This window comes from Microcystis sp. M179S2, from assembly GCF_020245805.1.
Lineage (GTDB): Bacteria > Cyanobacteriota > Cyanobacteriia > Cyanobacteriales > Microcystaceae > Microcystis > Microcystis aeruginosa.
Window position 1 is genome coordinate 11,934 of the sequence record NZ_JADBUE010000119.1, and the last position, 19,756, is coordinate 31,689.

At 43.4% G+C, this 19,756-nt stretch carries 16 protein-coding genes, 2 pseudogenes and 1 riboswitch; of the genes and pseudogenes, 5 read left to right on the forward strand and 13 right to left on the reverse strand.

What is annotated here, in order from left to right; all coding sequences use genetic code 11:
* Nucleotides 1-5 precede the first annotated feature (5 nt).
* The gene (locus tag IM500_RS06915; RefSeq protein WP_287738014.1) at nt 6-926 is read left to right on the forward strand and encodes a hypothetical protein; all 921 of its coding nucleotides are present in this window, start codon (nt 6-8) and stop codon (nt 924-926) included.
* Between the two features lie 255 nt (nt 927-1,181).
* On the opposite strand, the gene IM500_RS06920 is transcribed toward IM500_RS06915, so the two are convergent.
* The 5 genes from IM500_RS06920 to IM500_RS06940 form a co-directional block, all read right to left on the reverse strand.
* Complete coding sequence (locus IM500_RS06920; RefSeq protein WP_287738015.1) at nt 1,182-1,982, reverse strand: formylglycine-generating enzyme family protein; 801 nt, start codon at nt 1,980-1,982, stop codon at nt 1,182-1,184.
* 497 nt (nt 1,983-2,479) lie between these two features.
* Complete coding sequence (locus tag IM500_RS06925; RefSeq protein ID WP_002769612.1) at nt 2,480-2,731, reverse strand: UPF0175 family protein; 252 nt, start codon at nt 2,729-2,731, stop codon at nt 2,480-2,482.
* A 331-nt stretch (nt 2,732-3,062) separates the two neighbouring features.
* On the reverse strand, nt 3,063-5,951 hold the full coding sequence (locus tag IM500_RS06930) for a formylglycine-generating enzyme family protein (protein ID WP_287738016.1): 2,889 nt from the start codon (nt 5,949-5,951) through the stop codon (nt 3,063-3,065).
* Entirely contained in the window at nt 5,948-6,907 is a 960-nt protein-coding gene (locus tag IM500_RS06935; protein WP_287738017.1) for an AAA family ATPase, read from the reverse strand. The genes IM500_RS06930 and IM500_RS06935 overlap by 4 nt, the downstream gene beginning before the upstream one ends.
* 6 nt (nt 6,908-6,913) lie before the next feature.
* Entirely contained in the window at nt 6,914-8,425 is a 1,512-nt protein-coding gene (locus tag IM500_RS06940) for a VMAP-C domain-containing protein (RefSeq protein ID WP_287738018.1), read from the reverse strand.
* 404 nt (nt 8,426-8,829) lie between these two features.
* Here IM500_RS06940 and IM500_RS06945 point away from each other — a divergent pair, with 404 nt between their 5' ends.
* A complete protein-coding gene (locus IM500_RS06945) occupies nt 8,830-9,945 on the forward strand; it encodes a fatty acid desaturase (protein WP_287738019.1) in 1,116 nt (371 codons plus the stop codon).
* Nucleotides 9,946-10,344: 399 nt separating this feature from the next.
* On the opposite strand, the gene IM500_RS06950 is transcribed toward IM500_RS06945, so the two are convergent.
* Genes IM500_RS06950 through rpmI form a run of 3 tightly spaced genes read right to left on the reverse strand, consistent with a single transcriptional unit; the run spans nt 10,345 to nt 11,897 of the window.
* Nucleotides 10,345-11,301: a PhoH family protein gene (locus tag IM500_RS06950; protein ID WP_002757181.1), complete on the reverse strand. Its 957-nt coding sequence runs from the start codon at nt 11,299-11,301 to the stop codon at nt 10,345-10,347.
* 13 nt (nt 11,302-11,314) lie between these two features.
* Entirely contained in the window at nt 11,315-11,662 is a 348-nt protein-coding gene (rplT, locus tag IM500_RS06955) for a 50S ribosomal protein L20 (RefSeq protein ID WP_002791991.1), read from the reverse strand.
* 31 nt (nt 11,663-11,693) lie between these two features.
* Entirely contained in the window at nt 11,694-11,897 is a 204-nt protein-coding gene (rpmI, locus tag IM500_RS06960; RefSeq protein WP_002781071.1) for a 50S ribosomal protein L35, read from the reverse strand.
* A gap of 209 nt (nt 11,898-12,106) precedes the next feature.
* Between rpmI and IM500_RS06965 the strand changes: the two genes are divergently transcribed.
* The gene (locus IM500_RS06965; RefSeq protein WP_061432004.1) at nt 12,107-13,282 is read left to right on the forward strand and encodes a transaldolase; all 1,176 of its coding nucleotides are present in this window, start codon (nt 12,107-12,109) and stop codon (nt 13,280-13,282) included.
* 47 nt (nt 13,283-13,329) lie between these two features.
* On the opposite strand, the pseudogene IM500_RS06970 reads toward IM500_RS06965, so the two are convergent.
* Nucleotides 13,330-14,165, reverse strand: a pseudogene (locus tag IM500_RS06970) (RNA-guided endonuclease InsQ/TnpB family protein); the annotation flags it as partial.
* A gap of 86 nt (nt 14,166-14,251) precedes the next feature.
* Nucleotides 14,252-14,348, forward strand: a riboswitch (TPP riboswitch).
* Between the two features lie 8 nt (nt 14,349-14,356).
* Between IM500_RS06970 and thiC the strand changes: the two are divergent.
* The gene (gene thiC / locus IM500_RS06975; protein ID WP_190722776.1) at nt 14,357-15,739 is read left to right on the forward strand and encodes a phosphomethylpyrimidine synthase; all 1,383 of its coding nucleotides are present in this window, start codon (nt 14,357-14,359) and stop codon (nt 15,737-15,739) included.
* 86 nt (nt 15,740-15,825) lie between these two features.
* On the opposite strand, the gene IM500_RS06980 is transcribed toward thiC, so the two are convergent.
* Complete coding sequence (locus tag IM500_RS06980) at nt 15,826-16,365, reverse strand: phycobiliprotein lyase (protein ID WP_002757172.1); 540 nt, start codon at nt 16,363-16,365, stop codon at nt 15,826-15,828.
* A 549-nt stretch (nt 16,366-16,914) separates the two neighbouring features.
* Here IM500_RS06980 and IM500_RS06985 point away from each other — a divergent pair.
* Nucleotides 16,915-17,835 (forward strand): NAD(+) kinase, encoded by a 921-nt coding sequence (locus tag IM500_RS06985; protein WP_190722777.1) that lies wholly within the window; start codon nt 16,915-16,917, stop codon nt 17,833-17,835.
* Nucleotides 17,836-18,074: 239 nt separating this feature from the next.
* Here the strand turns inward: IM500_RS06985 and IM500_RS06990 are convergent, their stop codons facing one another.
* The 3 genes and pseudogenes from IM500_RS06990 to IM500_RS07000 all read right to left on the reverse strand — a co-directional run.
* Nucleotides 18,075-19,142, reverse strand: a complete 1,068-nt coding sequence (locus IM500_RS06990) for a ribonucleotide-diphosphate reductase subunit beta (protein ID WP_287738020.1) — start codon at nt 19,140-19,142, stop codon at nt 18,075-18,077.
* A gap of 53 nt (nt 19,143-19,195) precedes the next feature.
* The gene (locus IM500_RS06995) at nt 19,196-19,648 is read right to left on the reverse strand and encodes a DUF29 domain-containing protein (protein WP_190722779.1); all 453 of its coding nucleotides are present in this window, start codon (nt 19,646-19,648) and stop codon (nt 19,196-19,198) included.
* A gap of 11 nt (nt 19,649-19,659) precedes the next feature.
* A pseudogene (locus IM500_RS07000) lies at nt 19,660-19,756 on the reverse strand (DUF29 domain-containing protein); the annotation flags it as partial.

A 19,756-nucleotide genomic window follows, 5' to 3' on the forward strand; every position in this document is an offset into this window, starting at 1 on the left:
CCACCGTGACTAACAATTCCATCGAGCCTTTGAATATTGGCAATACGATTAATACTGCCTTCCGTCTTTATCGTGATCGCTTCCCAACTTATGTATTCTTTGCTGTCCGCGCCTGTTTGTGGTCGCTTCTTCCCTTAATTTTGCAATTAATTCTCAGTCAATTACTTTATCAAACAATTACCCCCGAAGAAGGCAGCGATATCGGTTTACGTTTATTTCTTTTCCCAGTACAAATTTTCTCGGCCGCTAAGTATCTTTTCAATAGTGCGGTTATCTCACGATTAGCTTTTCAAGACATCATTTATCAGCCGGAAACTGCCGGACAAGCGGAAAAAAAAGTTAAGCCGAAAATGTGGCGCTTGTGGTGGATGCAGGTTTTGCTTGGTTTGTTGGGAGCGGCAATAATCTTGGCGATAATGCTGTCTCTGGCGCTAGTAAGTTTGATCCCCATCCTTGGTGTATTGCTTATTTTACTGGCTTCTTTCTGTCTTCCTGTTTTCTTCCTTTGGTTATCTGCTCGCATTTGCATTGCCGAATTGCCCTTAGTAATTGAAGATAATTTAGGCAGTTGGCAAGCAATCAAGAGAGGTTGGCATTTAACTAAAAACTCGGCTTGGAGAATTGTAGGAGTGATATTTATTGCCAGTTTATTAATTATTCCAGTTTATATTCTGTCATGGGCTTTGGCTTCAATTCCCTTTTGGGTCAATTTTTCCTCTTTTTATAGTAGTTTGGAATCGGTAGAGGACTGGCAAACGCTCGCGGAAAATCCTCTTTTTTTCCGACAAATGGCGATGTTTTCCTATGGTCTGACTACTATTTTCTTACTTCTGAATATTTTATTAGTTCCTTTTTGGCAATCTCTCAACAGTGTGATCTATAATCATGTTTTAGACCAGAAAAAAAATGATGGGGGAGAATACTAATAACTGAGCAGCTGTTGATGTAAACTAAGACGCATTTAAACCGCTTATTCTTAGATTAGTTGAACTTCCCCCAATCCCTTTACTATTGCCTCTTGTCTCGTCTCAACAAGCAATTTATACCCCACAGAAAAAGGGTTTCTCCGAGAAACCCTTTTTCTACTCATGATAATTCTCTCAATCCTTTTATAGTACGCATATAGTACATTTGCTCAAAAAAATCGAAAAAGGGTAAAAAGAGAAAAAAGAGAAAAAGGGTTACAAAGTCCTCCCGAATACGCAGACTACCCGAAAACCGAAATCGTAGAAGCGGTAGTCGCGGCGGAGGTCGTCGCTGCGAATCGCGGAACGGCAGTAATCAGGATTGATGTTCCAGGAACCGCCCCGCAGAGCTTTATATGCCTGATTTTGCTGTTTTTTGCTCTTTTTTATCTCCTCATAGTTTTCGCGCCAATCATCTTGACACCACTCCCAGACATTTCCGTGCATATCATATAAACCAAAGTCGTTGGCGTAGAATTGCCCAACAGGGGTGGTTTTTTGGAGATTGTTATCATAGTTGGCTAAATCTGGGGTAAGAATTTCCCCAAAGTGATAGGGGGGGTAGGTTTCTCCTTTGTCGAGATTTAAGGGTTTGGTTTGCGCTCGACAAGCGTACTCCCACTCAGCTTCCGTTGGTAGCCTATATTTTCTTTTACTTAATTTAGATAGCCTTTGGCAAAATTCGACGGCATCTAACCAACTTACCATTTCAACGGGGTTTGTGCTGCCTTTAAAATGCGATGGCTCTGGTTCTAAATCTTGCTCTACTTTTAAATCTTCTCTTTGGGCAATATATAACCATTGAGCTTGGGTAATGGGATAAATACCCATCAAGAAGTTTTTCAGGGTGACGTTGTGTTGCGGCTTTTCACTTGTATTACCACTTTCTTGTTCTGAAGAACCCATTGTAAAGGTTCCCGATGGTATTTTGACTAATTCTATGTCTAGGTCATCGGTGAGTTTTTCTCTATAGATTAAAAGACGTTTTTGGGTCTTTTGGATGATTATTGTAGGCATAAGTAGGGTTGGCTGAATAAATATGAAATATAGACGAGGTAAGGGTTTTAGTGTTATGTATCAGCCCGCGTCCTGTAGGGGCGAAGCATTCGGGCATAACCTATCGGTGAAACCGTAGATTTTCTATCCGAATACTTCGCCCGTACTTTTTCAGCAAGCCCTAAGTAAGTGATTATAATTAAATTAAAAATTGATTGTAGGGTTGATTCATGAATCAACCCTACCTTGATAAGGGGGTTTTGATCCCCCCTGCCCCCCTTGATAAGGGGGGTGACGATAGGTGGGGGTATCTGAAAGTTTTTAATACCTACCGACTTAGTTATGAAAATGGAAGAAACTCTTGATGGGAAAAATATTAAAATAGGGCGAGAGAATCGGGAATTTCTATTGCTAAAGCTAATACTTCTTTTTCTCCTTTTCCTAAATCAGTGACAGGGAATCAGTCAAGTAAGTTAGTCTGATAGAGGTATTGAATCGGTGATGTATCGGCAATGACGTTAGGCATTAGCCAGATCCTCGATTAATTCTGCTTCCTTGAGTCGGAAGGTATCAACTCCATAGTCTGCAAGTTTAGAGAGAAAAACAACTCGCGGAATACCTGCTAAGTTGGCAGCAGTGCCAGAGGAAAGTTTTCCCAATTCATAAAGTTTAATGGCAGCAAGAAGAGAGATTTCCTGTCCTAGTTGTTCTGGGGTGAGATGTAAAGCGAGAGCGGTTTCATCGGGTAGGGAAAGAGTGATTTGGTACATGATGAATCCTAGGATTAATTGATTGTAGGGTTGATTGTAGGGTTGATAGGTTTGATTCTAGGTTTGATTGTAGGGTTGATTCTAGGTTTGATTGTAGGGTTGATTCTAGGTTTGATTGTAGGGTTGATTCTAGGTTTGATTGTAGGGTTGATTCTAGGTTTGATTGTAGGGTTGATTCATGAATCAACCCTACCTTGATAAGGGGAAAACCTAAAACCCGTCTTCAATTTAATTATAACCAGCTACTGATCAGCCAACCTCATATAGTACATTTGTTCAAAAAAAATCGAAAAAGAGAAAAAGGGAAAAAAGGAAAAAAAGAGAAAAAGGGTTACAAAGTCCTCCCAGCACCGCACACCACCCGAAAACCGAGGTTGAAGTCGAAGTCGCCGCGGCGGACGAAGTCGTAGCGGAAAGCAGAACGGCAGCCATCTGGATCGTTGTACCAAGAACCGCCCCGCAGAACTTTATTTGCCTGATTTTGCTTTTTTTTGCTCTTTTCTTGGCAAGCACTACCATCCCTAGGTGCGCCTTGATAATTTTCCCGGAAGTCGTCCCGACACCACTCCCAGACATTGCCGTGCATATCATACAAACCAAAACCATTGGGGGGAAATTGCCCCACGGGGGTGGTTTGCTGGCGATATTCTCCTGCTGGTTCCCTAGCAAAGCGTTGCGTAGCATTGTAGTTAGCTAAATTTGAGGTGAGGGTTGCTCCGAAGTGGAAGGGGGTGGTGGTTCCAGCACGACAAGCATACTCCCATTCCGCCTCACTGGGTAGCCGATACTGTTTCTTGGTCATTTTAGAGAGCCTTTGGCAAAATTCTATGGCATCTAACCAAGATACATTTTCAACGGGGTTTGTGCTGCCTTTAAAATATGATGGCTCTGGTTTTAAATCTCGCTCTACTTTTAAATCTTCCCTTTGGGCAATATATAACCATTGAGCTTGGGTAATCGGAGTTTGACTTAGGTAAAAAGGGGCGATTTTTACTAAATGTCTGGGGGATTCTCGTTTGAACCAATCCCTATTGTATTTTTCCCCTAGCCGCGCGATTTCCTCCGCTTCGGTTCCCATCCAAAACTCCCCCGAAGGAATATAGAGCATTTTTAAGCTGGGGGGATTTTCTTCAAAGTAGAAGGCTCTCACGGGTTCTTTAGCGGTAATTTGTCCCGTCTCATCCACAAAGACGGTTTCAGACTTGAACAGGGTTAGGTTAAATTTCTCGGTGATGATTTCTTCTTCTGTGTTATCCAAGACTTCCCTAAACTGGACTGGGATTGTCTCGGCGGTTATTTCTTCGCTTGCCAAAATTTTAAGCTGCTCAGGGGTTAAACGAAGGCGCTGATACAGTTCCCCATCTTCTACGCTGAAATCCTTAAGTCTATCCTTGAGCAGTTGAAACAATATTTCCTCTCCTCCCGTAAGCTCTTTTACCTTAGCTATGGTTACGGTTTTATATTTCCTCAGCCACTTTTCCTCAACCGGTGGGGGTGGAGGTGAATCAACCATAGATTGCAGCTTTTGGCTAATTTCTTGGTACTTTGCTTCCCCTAGCTTTTGGAAAACCTTAGCAGATACCTTGGCAAAGGCGCGGACTAGATTAGCTGCTTCTTTGCCGAGGAGAACTTGGGGATTGGTAAGAATAAGACCAAAAAAGGTGGTGGTACTCAGGTTAAGTTTTTGGGCGATGTATTCCGAGAGGACAAAAATTACTTCTAAGGCGCGGCTATTCCCTAGTTCAGTGAGCAGAAGCTCTCTGTCCTCATCATCCAATTCAAAATCTAGGCTGTTGGGGGGAGTATGAAAGTTAAATTTACCTCCTTTGTCCCACTTCACTGGTTCCCCTCCTAGATAGACTTTGAGAAAACCGCTAAGGATGACTTCTGCTATGTTTAGGGGGTTAGAGGCGCTTAAAAGTTTACTTTGGATAAGACGGATGATGGGAAGATTTACCGGGGCTGCGGCTAATTTTTTCAGTAATTCCCAAGCTAGAGGTGAGGCGGTACTAGCGAATAGTTCTAGAGCTTGCTTCCCAGACATCTCCGGAGAAATAGTTGCGGGTATTTCTCTGTTTTGGGGGGATTTTTCTAGTAGTACCCCCGCACAGGTGGCGTTGCTGTCACCACTGACAACGAGCGCCCAAGCTTTTAAGGATGAAGGGGTTAGGGAGATGGTGGGTAGGGGAAAGTAGGTTTTTTGGATTGTTTCTCTGAGAATATGTTGATTTTCCTCTTCCTTCTCAATTTGTAGCAGCAGGGGGATAGAGGTAAATCTCCAGTTTTGTGAAGGTTTCCGGGGGGTTTGGTTGACTAGGGAGACGAACCAACCTCGACTAAGGGCGGTTCTTTCCCACATTGCTTCCGGGAAGGGAGAAAGCAGGGTGACGATTTGGTGTTTTCCCCAGTCCTGAAGAGCTTGGTTATAGCGTCCTTGATACCAGTCTGGGGAAGTACAATCGCTGTAGAAGAGGATAAGTCTTTCGCCGCGAGGATGGATGAGATCTTTTGGGTGAATTGAGCAAGTATCGTTAGAGTAGGTACGGATGGCTAAATTTTGCCTGTCTTCGTCCCATCCGATGCGGTAGAGTTTGACATCCCGAAAGGCCCCGATTTGTTCTAGCCAATCGCGGATTTCCCCGGCCATTTCTTTCCAAAAGACCATGGAGGCCCATTCTTCAATCAGTAAAACTACCTCTAGGGAACGGACTTTTTTGGCTTGGTAAACGGGTATTAGGGCTAAACTGCCATCTTTCTTGCCGATGCTATACTCGGCCGATTTCTGTACGGTGCTGTTTAGGTTTATTTGTCTTTGGGTGGCTGAGTCTATCTTTTGGATAAGGGGACGCACTGCCCGCCCTAATTTTAGGGTTTCTCGCCAGAATTTGGCACTGGGGAGGCTAATGGGTAGGGTGTCTGCGCCTATCTTCTCAGGCTGTTTTTGTGCTTCTGTCTCGCGTATTAAGGGAACTTCATCGGATGGGGCTGCTGGCTCTTGGGTTTCGTTTTTACTCTCCTGGGGGGGGTTTTTAGCGGGAGGGGTTTCTTCCTTTTCTTCCCTAGGCTCTGTAGGGGTTTGGGGTTTTCCTTCCTCTTCTTGGGTGAGAACATACCACCATAAACTATCAGCTATCTGGTAACTGTCTAGGTCCCATCCCCTGCCCTTGACAAAGGTGATAAATTTATCAATCAGTTCTGGTGTGGGAAGGGTTTGGGTCATGTATTGCCTGTGTCGGTGAGATAGGTAAATAGTAGGTCGGTAAGGGACTTTAATTCTGCACCTGTGGGTTTATTTTCGCCCATGCTCATAAAGACGGCGTTTAAAAGCTGGTCCGTTGCTAGTTCCCCTTTTTCTCGTTTTTTAACATATTCTGCGATCGCTGCTTCTATTTTTTTACTTTCGGGACTGGCCTCTTTATAATCAAAATGGCTTTTTACTATCTTTTTTAGTTCCTCTGGGGTGGGGTCGGGAATTTCTAAGAGCAGACATCTACGTTTAAAGGGTAGGGGAAAATCCCTCTCGCCGTTGCTCGTCATAATCACTATGGGGAACTGTTGGCAGCTTACCTTACCTTGGGGGATGGATTTCCATTCACCGTCATGGGTTTGTACTGGTATTGGTTCGTTTTCGGTATCTTTCGCGAGTCGGGAAAGTTCGGTGATTTCAAATTTTCCCTCTTCAAAAAGGTTTAAGAGGTCGTTGGGTAAGTCGATGTCACTTTTATCTATCTCATCGATAAGCAGTACCCGGGGATAATTTCTCGGACAGAGGGCTGTCCCCAAGGGACCCAAGCGGATATACTGCCCTATGTCTTTTTTTTCTTCTAATTGGTAATCTTGCAAACGTGCGATCGCGTCGTAGTAGTATAATCCCTCTTGTAGGGTGGTGCGGGTATTAATTGGCCAGACTAATACTTCTCCTAAGTCTAATTCGTAGGCGATTGCGTAGGCTAGGGAGGTTTTCCCTGTACCCGGTTTCCCTGTGACTAAAATAGGCCGGCGTAGGTGAATGGCGGCGTTTACGGTTTCGATGGTTTTATCGTTAACTATGAGTTGTTTTCCCCGCTCCTCGGATTTGTTGGTGGCGAAGCTTCGCCAGGGTGGGATTTCTGGCCAGGGAATCTCATCCCTTGAGCGTTTTTGATGATTGCCTTGAAAGATTTTCCATGAACTCATAGTTAGTTAACCTAGGTGCTGAGATGTTAAGTAGTGGAAGGGGGGCATCCGATTAGGGTCTTCTAAAAAGCATAATAGATGATGTCCTAGATGTTCGGGTTCATCTTCTAAATTATCTGGTGATTCTCGCCTCACCTCTTGAACTTTTGTGGACAATTGATTAATTTGAATACCCTGTAAGAGTGTATTAATTTCTGTTCTGTGAATTGCTTCCTGAGCATGACAGCGCGACCCAACGGCTAAAGGTATGCCATATTTTAAGCTTCTTTTAAAGAATTGCTCTAAATCCTCTTGAGTTGAAGCGCAAAGATTGCTCCATAGAGTTGTTTCTTGGCACAAATAGGACTCGCTGTTAGTAACTGTTTGTGTATCTATAGAATTTGTTGTTAATCTCTCCCATCTACTTTTCCAATTTTTATAAACTGGTTGATTCCGATATCTATTCTCCAATCTCATAAGAGAGCGAACATTAACAAAATATACTCTCTTAAGTTGAGTTAGGCTATCAAAGCAATTGTATTCCCAAGATTCAAAGTTAGTATATAGTAGCTTACCATTGGTGAAAAATTCAATATTTAAGTTTGCACCTCCTCGCTCATGACAATCTTCAATAATTTTTGTTAAAATGTTCGTTATATCTTTTTGGGTATAAACATCTTTGCTAACGCTACTATCTACAGGAAGAGGTATATAATTATTTCCTTGACTTTGAGATGTATTTAACTGTAGAAAACACGCAGCAAATTTATATTCAGGGGAAGTATTTGCTTGACTTTTACTCTCCTCTATTTTGATACATAGATAGTTGTTAATATTTTCTCGATTGTCAGGTTCCGGATTAATTGCTGGTATCTCTGCTATCCAAGCATTGTAATCTGTGTCAGTAATATTTAATAGTTTCTTTAACTCCTGTATTGTTTGTTCAATGTATGAGCGAGTGTCGCTATTAATTCTGCTATCTTGAGTAAGTCTAAAAAGTATTCTTAATAAATCTTTATCATCTGGAAGATTTATGATTTTATCGATGATTTCTTCAAAATTAGCATTGTCATTATCTGGCAAGTACGACTTTATGATCCGATTCAGTTCTGATTGTTGTTGTCCAGACAAGTTATTTTTAAGCTCTGTAAATATATTAATTTTTGTCTTATTTTCTTTAAGTTTATCCTGTAAAAAAGTCCCATTATCACTTATTTTTCTATTATACTCTTCAACCAATGAGATGACATTGGCCTTGTTAACTTTTTCTATATCTCTTTCTAATCCCTTGTTAAATGCCTGGGCAAGTAATGGAAAAAAAGTTTGAGATGCGTGCGTTTTCAGCGTCACCTCGGAGTAGTCGTACTTTCTTGCTATGTGTTCATAAGTCCAACCCTGTGCGAACCCTTCGATTAAACATTTTTGAATAGATGTAATACCATTAGGCTCTATCAATTGAATCACTTTTTCCACACAGCTTAAAAACAGTTCTTTGCCTAAAGAACTTGGAATTTCTGGCTTAGATTTTCTATCTCCCATTTGTACTTGTGGTTCTCCTTTTAAGAATACAATTCACAAAATGCTACTTTTAGCTACTTAATGATACTTTGGCAAATTGACTACTAAATGCTACAAAAACTACCTCGACAATTAAAAGGGCTAGAAATAAGCTAAAAGTGTAGTCTAATTCAGAGCTTATGTACATCTCAAACTACCAGATTAAATCACTAACCCAGAGGCTAAAAAATCTCTTGGGGTATGTACCCAAAGAAGCTTGGGTAATTAATCTCGCCATCGAGATAGAAATCTCTCCAAAGCCGTTTTTTAGTGATGGGCAATTGGTTCAGCACTATCGAAAAATTGAACGGCTGCATAGCTAGTAAAACCGCCTGAATTTGGTTATTTAACCATTTTCAGGACAGTACAACTTATTTTCTACTGCCATGATACTGAAAAAACCCACCCCAACACAAGCATCGGCTTTAAGGGATAATCCACGCCTAGGGATGCTCCAACTCAGCGATAATCGTCTCGTACAAGCTTTCTTTGACTGGCTAACAGGCTACTACCTTACCCCCCCTCTCTGGAAAAGCACGCCCTCCTTAGAATTACTCTATGGCATACTCCAGTATATAGGAGGATTAGCGATCGCTCTTAGCCACTGGCAATTAATACCCCTAGGATGGCTGCTATCCGTAGCTGGAGCGGCTCAATTGCAGGAAATAGCCCACTTTTGCGCCCATAATGCTTTTTTCCCTCAATATCCCACTTATAACCATCTTTTAGGTTGTTTACTCACCTTAATTACCTGGAAAAAGCCCTTTCCATTGTTCAAAAAAGATCACCTATTAATTCACCACCCGCCGAAAAACCTAGCTACCATGAATGACAAGGGGAATACCCCCTACCTAGTAGAAGAGTTAGGTTTTGAATTTTGCCAAGAAGAGGCCTTCTATTGGCAAAATTTGGGCAAGTTATTACTCTCTCCCAAGTTTTACGGAGAAACCTTCCTTGCTCGTCTGACTAATCTCCTTAAAGCCCCCATTAACTACCAAATAGCTACCCTGATTGTGCTTTTCTTGGCCTCTGTTTGTGCGGGTTTAACCCATTCTTGTTTAATCTGCTTACTCTGGGCAGTATTTACCCAACTCGGAACCTATGCAGCCGCACTCTTGCAACAGCTACCGGAGCATAATTGGGCCTATGAAGCCGATGAGAATGAGGGAGCTAAATCTCAGGTAATTGGTAAATCTTTTGCCCTATATTTGGGTGCTTATCCTCCGCACTCGGACCACTGGTTAGAGTGGTTAAAATGGTACATAGAATTAGTAGGAGCAGTCTTTATTCGGCTGACCATCCTTCCAGTTAGCCTAGGGGCGCACTGTGTTCACCATGCTACACCAAACGATCACAACTGGGCTAATCAACTATACACCCTAAGAGCTTTTCAGACTGGCTCGGTGAAAGGATGGCAGCGTTATCAATTCCTTGAGGTTTGGGGATACCGAAACGCCTTAAACTACGTCTTTGTCGGTTTTAGTTTAAGGGGAAAAAGCTAAATTAAACTCGGTGTGCAACTATATTTTTAGTCTTGATTTACAACAAGGCTTTCAGAAATCAGCAGAGATAAAGTATCCTCTGGAACCCTGATTCTGTCGTTTTTAGTTGCACATCGCGTTAAATTAACCTAATTCGGGCTTGCTGAATAAAGCTAAAAACCTTGTTGGATAAGACTTTTAGACCTTTTGTCAATCAAAAAGTACCGGATATGGGAGTGATCGGGGGGAAATTTAGGCACTTTTTCCCTGAAAATTAGGTAATTGACCGCCTGAAAATGGGTAAAACCCTACACCCTACACCCTACACCCCACACCCTGCCCCCACCAACAAACTTTTTCAACAGACCCTAATTCTATACTCTCTCGCAAGAGTACAAGAGCGACTATCTCAACAATCGGTTATTTTTCGTGCTGTTCGTAAGCTGAGACGATTTTTTGTACTAAGGGATGACGCACCACATCGGCCCGGGATAGGTAACAAAAAGCGATCCCTTCTACTGATTTTAGGATTTTTTGAGCGGCAATTAACCCCGATTCTTGCTGTTGCGGTAAATCGGTTTGGGTGACATCTCCAGTTACTACCATGCGCGAACCGAATCCCAAGCGAGTTAAGACCATTTTTAACTGTGCTGGGGTGGTATTTTGGGCCTCATCAACGATAACAAAAGCATTAGCTAGGGTTCGTCCCCGCATATAAGCTAAGGGAGCGATTTCGATTTTACCCCGTTCCATCAGGTCGGGAATTTTGGCCGCTTCGATAAATTCGTATAAAGCATCGTAGAGGGGACGCAAAAAAGGATCGACTTTTTGCTGTAAATCCCCCGGGAGAAAGCCTAATTTTTCCCCCGCTTCCACGGCCGGCCGGGTGAGGATAATCCGTTCTACTTTATCTTCTAATAAAGCTTGTACGGCTAAAACGGCGGCTAAAAAGGTTTTCCCCGTGCCAGCAGGTCCAATACAAAAGGTGATATCGTGACTTTGAATCGCTTGGATATATTGACGCTGACGGAAGGTTTTTGCCCGAATTAGCTCCCCGCGACGGGTACGAGCGAGAATATCCTGCTGTAGTTCTTTATACTCGCTAGAACGCCCCGTATCGAGGGCATGGATAGCGGTCATAATATCGGCTTCGGCGATTAACTTGGCCTCTTGCCATAAAATACTTAAGGAGCGCACAATCGCTGTGGCACGCTCCACCGGGGTCGGTTGCCCCGCAATCCGCAATTCCAGGCCTCTGAGGACTAAATTCGCCCCAGTTTGCCTGGCTATCAATTTGAGGTTAGCTTCTTGATGACCCGCTAAAGCGATCGCACTTTCTGAACTGGGGAATTGAATCGTTTGCCAAGTTTCCGTCATGCTTGGGGCTAAATTATCCTTTGGCTAGTTCTACCACTTTAGCAAAAGCGACGGGATCGAGGACGGCTAATTGGGCTAACATTTTCCGATTGAGGAGGATATTAGCTTTCTTTAATTGTCCGGTCAGTTGGCTGTAACTGATGCCCTGTTGACGAGCAGCGGCGTTAATGCGGGTAATCCAAAGACGACGAAAATCGCGTTTCCGTTTGCGACGGTCTCTATAGGCATTCCGCAAGGCCTTCATTACCTGTTGGTTAGCGGTACGGAATAAGCGCGAGTGAGAACCGCGAAAACCTTTGGCTAATTTGAGAACTTTTTTGCGTCGCTTGCGGGCGACATTCCCCCGTTTTACTCTAGACATGATGATCCTTTAGACGATTTTTCTGGAAAATTTACAAATAGGGCAACATTAAGCGCACTTCCTTCTCGTCGCGCTCGTGTACCAGGGTAATCTGGGACAAACGACGGCGCTTGCGTTCGGCACTTTTATGATCGAGTAGATGATTTTTGAAGGCTTTGCGACGTTTGATTTTTTTGCCGCTTCCCGTGGCCTCGAATCGTTTGGCCGCCGCCTTTCGCGTTTTTAGCTTGGGCATAAACTCCCTTTTATTAAATCGACACAATCACTAATACTATCACAAATAGAGGACTTTGGGCAAGGAGTGGCCAAAAGATTGCTGCGCTTATCCCCACTTTGCCAAGGTCTGTGGGTGGGAATTAAATCAATCGGGAATTTTCCCCTTCCTCTCGATCGAATCGCTAAGATCCGGATAAAGTCTTGCGTTAACACGCATCTGGAGAAGTTATGGCTAAAACCCTACTAGAACAATTACGCCAATTTACAGTGGTTGTTGCCGATACCGGCGATATCCAAGCGATCGAAGCTTTTACACCCCAGGATACCACCACTAACCCCTCCCTGATTACGGCCGCGGCCCAAATGCCCCCATATCGGCCGATTGTCGATCAAACCCTGCAAGCGGCCAGAAAAGAATTGGGAAAGCAGGCCACCCCGGAAGATGTGGCCAAATTAGCTTTTGATCGCCTAGCGATCGGTTTTGGTCTGCAAATCCTGCAAATCGTCCCCGGCCGCGTCTCCACCGAAGTAGATGCTCGTCTTTCCTACGATACCCAAGCTACCATCGACAAGGCCCGTTATCTCATTTCCCAGTATGAACAAGCGGGTATCTCTAGAGAAAGAGTCTTAATTAAAATTGCCTCGACTTGGGAAGGGATTAAAGCCGCAGAAGTCCTCGAAAAAGAGGGAATTCACTGTAATTTAACCCTATTATTCGGGTTCCATCAGGCGATCGCCTGTGCGGAGGCGGGAGTAACCTTAATTTCTCCCTTTGTCGGTCGGATTCTCGATTGGTATAAAAAAGAAACTGGTAAAGACTACGTTGGCGCTGAAGATCCCGGGGTCCAATCCGTTACCCAGATCTATAACTACTATAAAAAGTTTGGCTATAAAACCGAAGTTATGGGGGCAAGTTTCCGCAATATCGGCGAAATTTGCGAGTTAGCTGGTTGTGATCTTTTAACCATTTCTCCGAAACTGCTCGAACAATTGCAAGAGACAGAAGCCGATTTACCCCGTAAGCTCGATCCAGCACAGGCCGCAACCCTTGATATTGTCAAAATTGCCATGGATCAAGCGACTTTTGAGAAAATGCACGCCGAAGATGCCATGGCTTCCGAAAAACTAACGGAAGGTATTCAAGGTTTTACCAAAGCTTTAGAATTATTAGAACAATTGCTGATTCAACGTTTAACCCAGTTGGAAGGTCAGTCAACCCTAGAACACGCCGCCGAAGATATTTTTCGAGTCTATGATCATGATGGGGATGGTTTCATCACCCGGGAAGAATGGGCGGGAACCGATGCGGTATTTGATGCGATCGATATTAACCATGATGGCAGAATTTCTCCCGATGAGATCGCTGTCGGTTTGGGTGCGGCTTTTCGTTTAGTGGAAGCTTGACTCTCCCCCGCTAAACCGCTCGCGCGGTTTAGCGAGGGATTCTTGGTTCATAGGCTCTTGACTAGATCAAACAGGTTTAACTGAACGACCCCCAACCGACCGCCTCCGCAAGCGTTTTCTAACACGGTCAGTCCGACCGCATTTTTTCCTCGGTTCCCGATTACCTTTGCTGATGCCGTATCTCTTGGTTCGATGTTACCGCAAGAATTACATTGGTGAACTCTTTCCGATAACTCTTTTTTACCAGTAATTGCGCCACAATTCGGACACTCTTGCGAAGTTCCGTTTTTATCGACTTTAAGATAATATTTTCCCCGTTTCCAAGCGACAAACGGTAGTATCTCGTTAATAAAACTACCGATACCCGAATCTAGAGATTGTTTTCTAACGATCCCTCTAGACCAGGAAACGAAGTTAATATCTTCAACGAAGATATTATCGGCATATCACAAAGATAATGAGCTAGTTTAAAGTGCCAATCTCTACGGGTATTAGACACTTTTTCGTGTAATCTTGCTATCTTCTCCTGAAGTTTTAACCAATTGCTAGAGCCTTTATTTTTCCGTTTCAAGCGTCTTTGTAGCAATTTAAGCTTACTCTGTACTTTCAACAAAAATCGAGGGGCTTTGATTAAATCTCCCCGTGAAGTAGCGACAAAACTTTCAATTCCCGCGTCAATTCCTAAACAGGTCTTCCCAACTGTCATATCGGGAACTAATTCCGTAGATTGGAAGGAAACCGAAACGTAAAATCCCGACGCTTTTTGGATAATTCGAGCTTGTTTAGGCTCGAACCAGGGCGGGTACTTTCTGGATTTCCTAATCCGAATTTTTCCCAATTGTGGAAAATTTAAGTATTCGTCACCTAAGAAGTTTATTGTAGGGGGTCTAAGTGGGTTTTAGCCTAACTGCCCAATCAAACAACAATCTTAAGCTTTATCTCCTCAGTCCTCAACAGTGATACAATTGCCGTCATAGCTAGGGGTGTCTGAGGCAATCAGGCTGAGAAAGACCCTTAGAACCTGAGACTGGGTAATTCCAGCGTAGGGAAGCTGTTTACAGAGGAAATAAAATTATGAGACAAGAATGGGTTGCCCCCCGGCGCGGACAAGCAAATGTATCGCAAATGCACTACGCCCGTCAGGGGATAATTACCGAAGAGATGGCTTATGTGGCAAAACGGGAAAATCTCTCTCCCGAATTGATTCGCAGCGAAATCGCCCGAGGAAGACTGATTATTCCCGCTAATATCAATCACCTCAACCTCGAACCTATGGCGATCGGTATTGCTTCTAAGTGTAAAGTTAATGCTAATATCGGGGCTTCCCCTAACTCCTCGAATATTAACGAAGAACTGGAAAAATTACACCTAGCGGTCAAATACGGCGCAGATACGGTGATGGATCTCTCCACCGGTGGCGGTAATTTGGACGAAATTCGCACTGCGATTATCAATGCTTCTCCTGTCCCCATCGGTACTGTACCCATCTATCAAGCGGTGGAAAGCGTTCACGGCAATATTGAAAAACTCACCCCCGAAGATTTCCTCCATATTATCGAAAAACACGCCCAGCAAGGGGTAGATTACATGACGATTCACGCGGGAATCCTCATCGAACACCTGCCTTTAGTCAAAACCCGTCTGACCGGGATTGTCTCCAGGGGTGGTGGTATTATTGCTAAGTGGATGCTGCACCACCACAAGCAAAATCCTCTCTACACCCATTTCGATGAAATTATCGAGATTTTCCAGCGTTATGACGTTTCTTTTAGTCTCGGTGACTCCCTGCGTCCTGGTTGTACCCACGATGCTTCCGATGCGGCCCAATTAGCGGAATTGAAAACCCTCGGCCAACTGACGCGCCGCGCTTGGGAACACGATGTACAGGTGATGGTGGAAGGGCCTGGCCATGTTCCCATGGATCAAATTGAATTTAATGTGAAAAAACAAATGGAGGAGTGTAGCGAAGCACCTTTCTATGTTCTTGGTCCCCTTGTCACCGATATTGCTCCAGGGTACGATCATATCACTTCGGCGATCGGGGCGGCTCTGGCGGGTTGGTACGGGACGGCGATGTTATGTTATGTCACCCCGAAAGAACATCTCGGTTTACCCAACGCTGAAGATGTGCGAAATGGCTTAATTGCCTACAAAATAGCGGCTCATGCGGCAGATATCGCCCGTCATCGCCCTGGAGCGCGCGATCGTGACGATGAACTCTCCATTGCTCGTTATAATTTCGATTGGAATCGTCAATTTCAGTTATCCTTGGATCCCGATCGCGCTAAGGAATACCACGATGAGACTTTACCCGCAGATATCTATAAGACGGCGGAGTTTTGTTCGATGTGTGGACCGAAATTCTGTCCCATGCAAACTAAAGTCGATGCCGATGCGATTACGGAATTAGAGAAGTTTCTCGCTAGTCAGAATCAAGACAATTTAACCCCGGTTTAAAGGGGAGTTATGGGAAGGGCTGCTTGATTTCAGCCCTATTCCTAGGATAAAGGTCAAAATTCGGGGAATAGCCGCCGATTTTTTGACTAATTGACCCGTTTTTCTAGATATTGACCGATCATCAATTCTTGACCGGCGCGAGAGATAATAGTTTGTCGGGTGCGATATTGTTGACCGATGAGTTTAATTTCTTCTTCAAAGACAGAACCGGCGTATTCTGTTCTCAGACAGAGAGTAGAGGGGTTAGGAAAGGTATAAATGGCACTAACGGGTTTATCCGTCGCAAATCCCCGATCGCGATAGAGAATATTATCTAAAATACCGAATATAGTCGAACCGTTGGAGGGTTTTTTACTCTGGGGACGCAGATAATTACTTTGCCAAGTGACTTCCGTACCACCTAATAAAGCTGTATCTTCCAGATTATGTAAACGGGCAAGTTGAATTAATGGTTCGCTGCCTTGGGGTAAATATTTAATCTCGATGGCGCTGATAACTTCTTGGGGTTCCGTTTCTTGGGTGAGGGTGTAATAACGTCTCTGGGATTGCCAGCGTCCTTCTGTCTGCTTAAAAAAGGCTAAAGCCGAGGTTTCCAGCGATAATTGGGCGGTTTGAATTAATGTCATAGAAATAAAACCTTTCCTGTTTTTTGGGAGAGCAGATTTGTTATCCTTTGTCAAGAGTTTGCCAGAGAACTGTTACACATCTTAATACAATTATAACCCTGCATGGAAATTAAGTGGTAGGGGTGTTGAGGGAGATAATTGGGAAAAAGTCGCACAGATACAGCATTTACAGGGAAAAAACGGGATAAAATTGCTAAAACCTGCGAGCTTATCCTAGTTACTTCCATTTACCCCTATCTATCGATTAATTCTGTCAAATTGGCTACAGAGAGGCCGAGGTTCTTCCCCCAACCCCTTTTTTACCTTTTAAGTACCTAAGCAAAATTAATTACACATCTAAGCCGTCAGCTTTTTGCTGTGATCAGTAAACAGTGAACTGAAAACTCAAATCCGATCCCTGATAGCTGTCTCCTGTCTCCTGACTCGGAGACTCCTGACTCCTGACCCCACCAACAAACTTTTTGCCGCAAACCCTACTTACTTTTCACCCGATCTGCCCGGTCTTGGTATTGTTAAAAATATAGAACCTCCGAACAAGGTCTCAACTCTGTGCAGTTAAAACAAGTCATCATTGCCCATAAGGCCAATCATCCCCAAAGTAAAGCATGGGCGGAAAAATGCGCTAAACAGTTAGAAGCCCGTCAGTGTAAAGTTTTAATGGGACCCAGTGGCTTTAAAGATAATCCCTATCCGGTATTTTTAGCCTCAGCATCGGGAAAAATCGACCTCGCCATCGTTTTGGGGGGAGATGGAACCATTTTAGCCGCTGCTCGCTATTTAGCTCAGGAAGACATTCCGATTTTAGCGGTGAATGTCGGCGGCCATCTGGGGTTTTTAACGGAACCTTTGGAGATTTTCCAAGATACGGAGACGGTCTGGGAGCGTTTACAATCCGATCACTATGCGGTACAACAACGGATGATGTTAAAGGCCAGAATCTATGAAGGGGATAAAAGAAATCCGCAGCCAGTGAGCGAGGCATTTTATGCCCTGAATGAGATGTGTGTGAAACCCGCTAGTATCGATAGGATGCCCACCTCGATCCTCGAAATCGAAGTGGACGGGGAAATAGTAGATCAGTACCAAGGCGACGGCCTATTAGTGGCCACTCCCACGGGATCCACCTGTTACACCGCTTCCGCTAATGGCCCGATTATACACCCCGGCATGGAAGCGATCGCTGTCACCCCGATTTGTCCCTTGAGTCTCTCCAGTCGGCCGATTGTCATTCCCCCGGCATCTCTGGTCAGTATTTGGCCCCTGGGAGACTACGAATTAAACACTAAACTCTGGATGGATGGTGCTTTAGCCACTTCCATTTGGCCTGGGCAATGGGTGGGAGTTACCAAAGCTGAAAAATTCGCCCAATTTATTATCCTGCGGGAAAGCTATTCTTTTTATCAGACTCTACAGGAAAAATTACAATGGGCCGGGGCGAGAATTCATTATGATGGCAATCGTCATAATTAGGAATGGCTCAAGAGCTTCTGGGAGTGGTGTCTGGGGGATGATTGAGTATATCTTCTAAAATTGGTCATTACCTCCGATTTTATCAGTCAATCCCAGCTTTTGCGGGTAGAACCCCCCAAACCCAGAAGCGCATTTACTGATTGTCGGTATTTCTGCAAGAGAGGGTCAAAAGTTGTCAAAATATTTGACAAAGTTGCCCCTTTGTGGTAAGAAATTGGGTTATTCTTGTCCCGTAAATTTTAAATTTCATCCCATCCAGTTAAGCCAGAAGACATAACATAACTGGTCACGGTTGCTTCAAAAAAGTTCGCTTTGGTGTGGCCTTCTTTTTTGGTATCGGAGAAGCGTTCCAGATGGTTATAGGGACTTTTGTTATACTTTTCTTCCCTGTATAAAGGCTCAAGTCCGATCGCTTTCAGTCGAATATTAGCGAGGTATTTGGTGTACTGTTCGGTACTGTATTCGGTAATACCTAAAATGTCGTTGCCAACAATGTGATTTGTCCAGCGACATTCGTGTTTAACCGCATTATCGAACATCTCATAAATCTGTTCAACGGAATGGGAAAAAGTTGCCATGGCTTCGGGAATAAGTTTCTGATACAAACGGACGTGACTTAATTCGTCCCGGTTGATCATTTTGAAAACGTCAGCGCTACCAGACATTAGCTGTCGAGAAGCGAGATTATAGAAAAAGATAAAGCCGTTATAAAAATACAAACTCTCCAGTAAATAGTCGGCAAGAAGAGCGATAAAATAGCTTTCAGTAGTTTGTTTGTCGATGTATTGCTGGTAGAGACTAGCGATAAATTGACAGCGATCTTTGAGAACTTTATCGGTGCGCCAAAAGTCATAAACTTCACCTCTGCGATCCGAGGGAATAATCGTTTCAATTAAGTATTGATAACTTTGATTGTGCATGGCTTCTTGAGAAATTTGTTCCGCCATACAAAGACTAATTTCTGGCGCAGTGACGCTACCTTTGAGGTGGGGAATATTACAGGTTTGCACGGAATCAAGAAAAGTTAGATAGGACAAAATACCATCATAAGCATATCTTTCTTCGTCGGTAAGATGCCCGTATTCAGTCACGTCTTGAGTGATATCTAAGCGTTGCGGGATCCAGAAATTTTCCCGCATTTGTTGATATAAACCCACCGCCCAGGTGTAGCGGACATCGTTTAACTGCATCAGGTTGGTGGTGTTACCAAACCAGATCGAACGGTTTTCGATCGCATCATCTCCCTCTGGATTGAAGATCGGGGAAATGGGCATCGAATGGCAAGAATTAACTAAATGTAAGGACATGATTACTTGGATATTATGGCACTTTTAGGTTATAAGAGATTTTCGGTAAAAAGTCAAATGTTTTGATTTTGATTAGGAATAAATTCAAAATCTAGGGCTTCTGCCAAAGTCAATGGGCAATCCTTCGGGAATTTCTCTAGGTTTATCCCTGTTTCAATAGCGGCTTTTTGTCTGGCTTTATTATAGCATTTTTTTAAATTATCTTCTGTTAAAAAACTCTTAAGACTAGGGCTATTTTCTAAATCTTCTTCGATTCTCTCGCGATGCTCAAAAAGGGTTAATGCCGAGCTTCTGGTTTGTTTTTCTGGCTCTTGTAAGTATTTTAGTAAATGCCATAAAATCACAGTTAGATTGCTTTTTAATGCTTTCTGTTGCCTGATAGACATAGATTTTATTTCGTCAATTAAATTCTCTAAATCTAAATCATAAAATTGATGATTTTCTAGTAAAGATATGGTTTTCTCTAGCCAGAGATAGTAGTCTTTTTCGTATAAGTTCTTTTCCATAATTATCCCCATTATTTTGATATTTCAGGAAACCAATCCTCATTTAAAGCCTGTTCTATAGAGCAAATTGGAGCTAAACTGACCAAATTTTCAGCCATTCCAGATAAT

Bases quoted from the DNA above. Each gene is read 5' to 3' on its own strand.
- IM500_RS06920 (WP_287738015.1), bottom strand. From the start codon at position 1,982: ATGCCTACAATAATCATCCAAAAGACCCAAAAACGTCTTTTAATCTAT.
- IM500_RS06925 (WP_002769612.1), bottom strand. From the start codon at position 2,731: ATGTACCAAATCACTCTTTCCCTACCCGATGAAACCGCTCTCGCTTTA.
- IM500_RS06930 (WP_287738016.1), bottom strand. From the start codon at position 5,951: ATGACCCAAACCCTTCCCACACCAGAACTGATTGATAAATTTATCACC.
- IM500_RS06935 (WP_287738017.1), bottom strand. From the start codon at position 6,907: ATGAGTTCATGGAAAATCTTTCAAGGCAATCATCAAAAACGCTCAAGG.
- IM500_RS06940 (WP_287738018.1), bottom strand. From the start codon at position 8,425: ATGGGAGATAGAAAATCTAAGCCAGAAATTCCAAGTTCTTTAGGCAAA.
- IM500_RS06945 (WP_287738019.1), top strand. From the start codon at position 8,830: ATGATACTGAAAAAACCCACCCCAACACAAGCATCGGCTTTAAGGGAT.
- IM500_RS06950 (WP_002757181.1), bottom strand. From the start codon at position 11,301: ATGACGGAAACTTGGCAAACGATTCAATTCCCCAGTTCAGAAAGTGCG.
- rplT (WP_002791991.1), bottom strand. From the start codon at position 11,662: ATGTCTAGAGTAAAACGGGGGAATGTCGCCCGCAAGCGACGCAAAAAA.
- rpmI (WP_002781071.1), bottom strand. From the start codon at position 11,897: ATGCCCAAGCTAAAAACGCGAAAGGCGGCGGCCAAACGATTCGAGGCC.
- IM500_RS06965 (WP_061432004.1), top strand. From the start codon at position 12,107: ATGGCTAAAACCCTACTAGAACAATTACGCCAATTTACAGTGGTTGTT.
- thiC (WP_190722776.1), top strand. From the start codon at position 14,357: ATGAGACAAGAATGGGTTGCCCCCCGGCGCGGACAAGCAAATGTATCG.
- IM500_RS06980 (WP_002757172.1), bottom strand. From the start codon at position 16,365: ATGACATTAATTCAAACCGCCCAATTATCGCTGGAAACCTCGGCTTTA.
- IM500_RS06990 (WP_287738020.1), bottom strand. From the start codon at position 19,142: ATGTCCTTACATTTAGTTAATTCTTGCCATTCGATGCCCATTTCCCCG.
- IM500_RS06995 (WP_190722779.1), bottom strand. From the start codon at position 19,648: ATGGAAAAGAACTTATACGAAAAAGACTACTATCTCTGGCTAGAGAAA.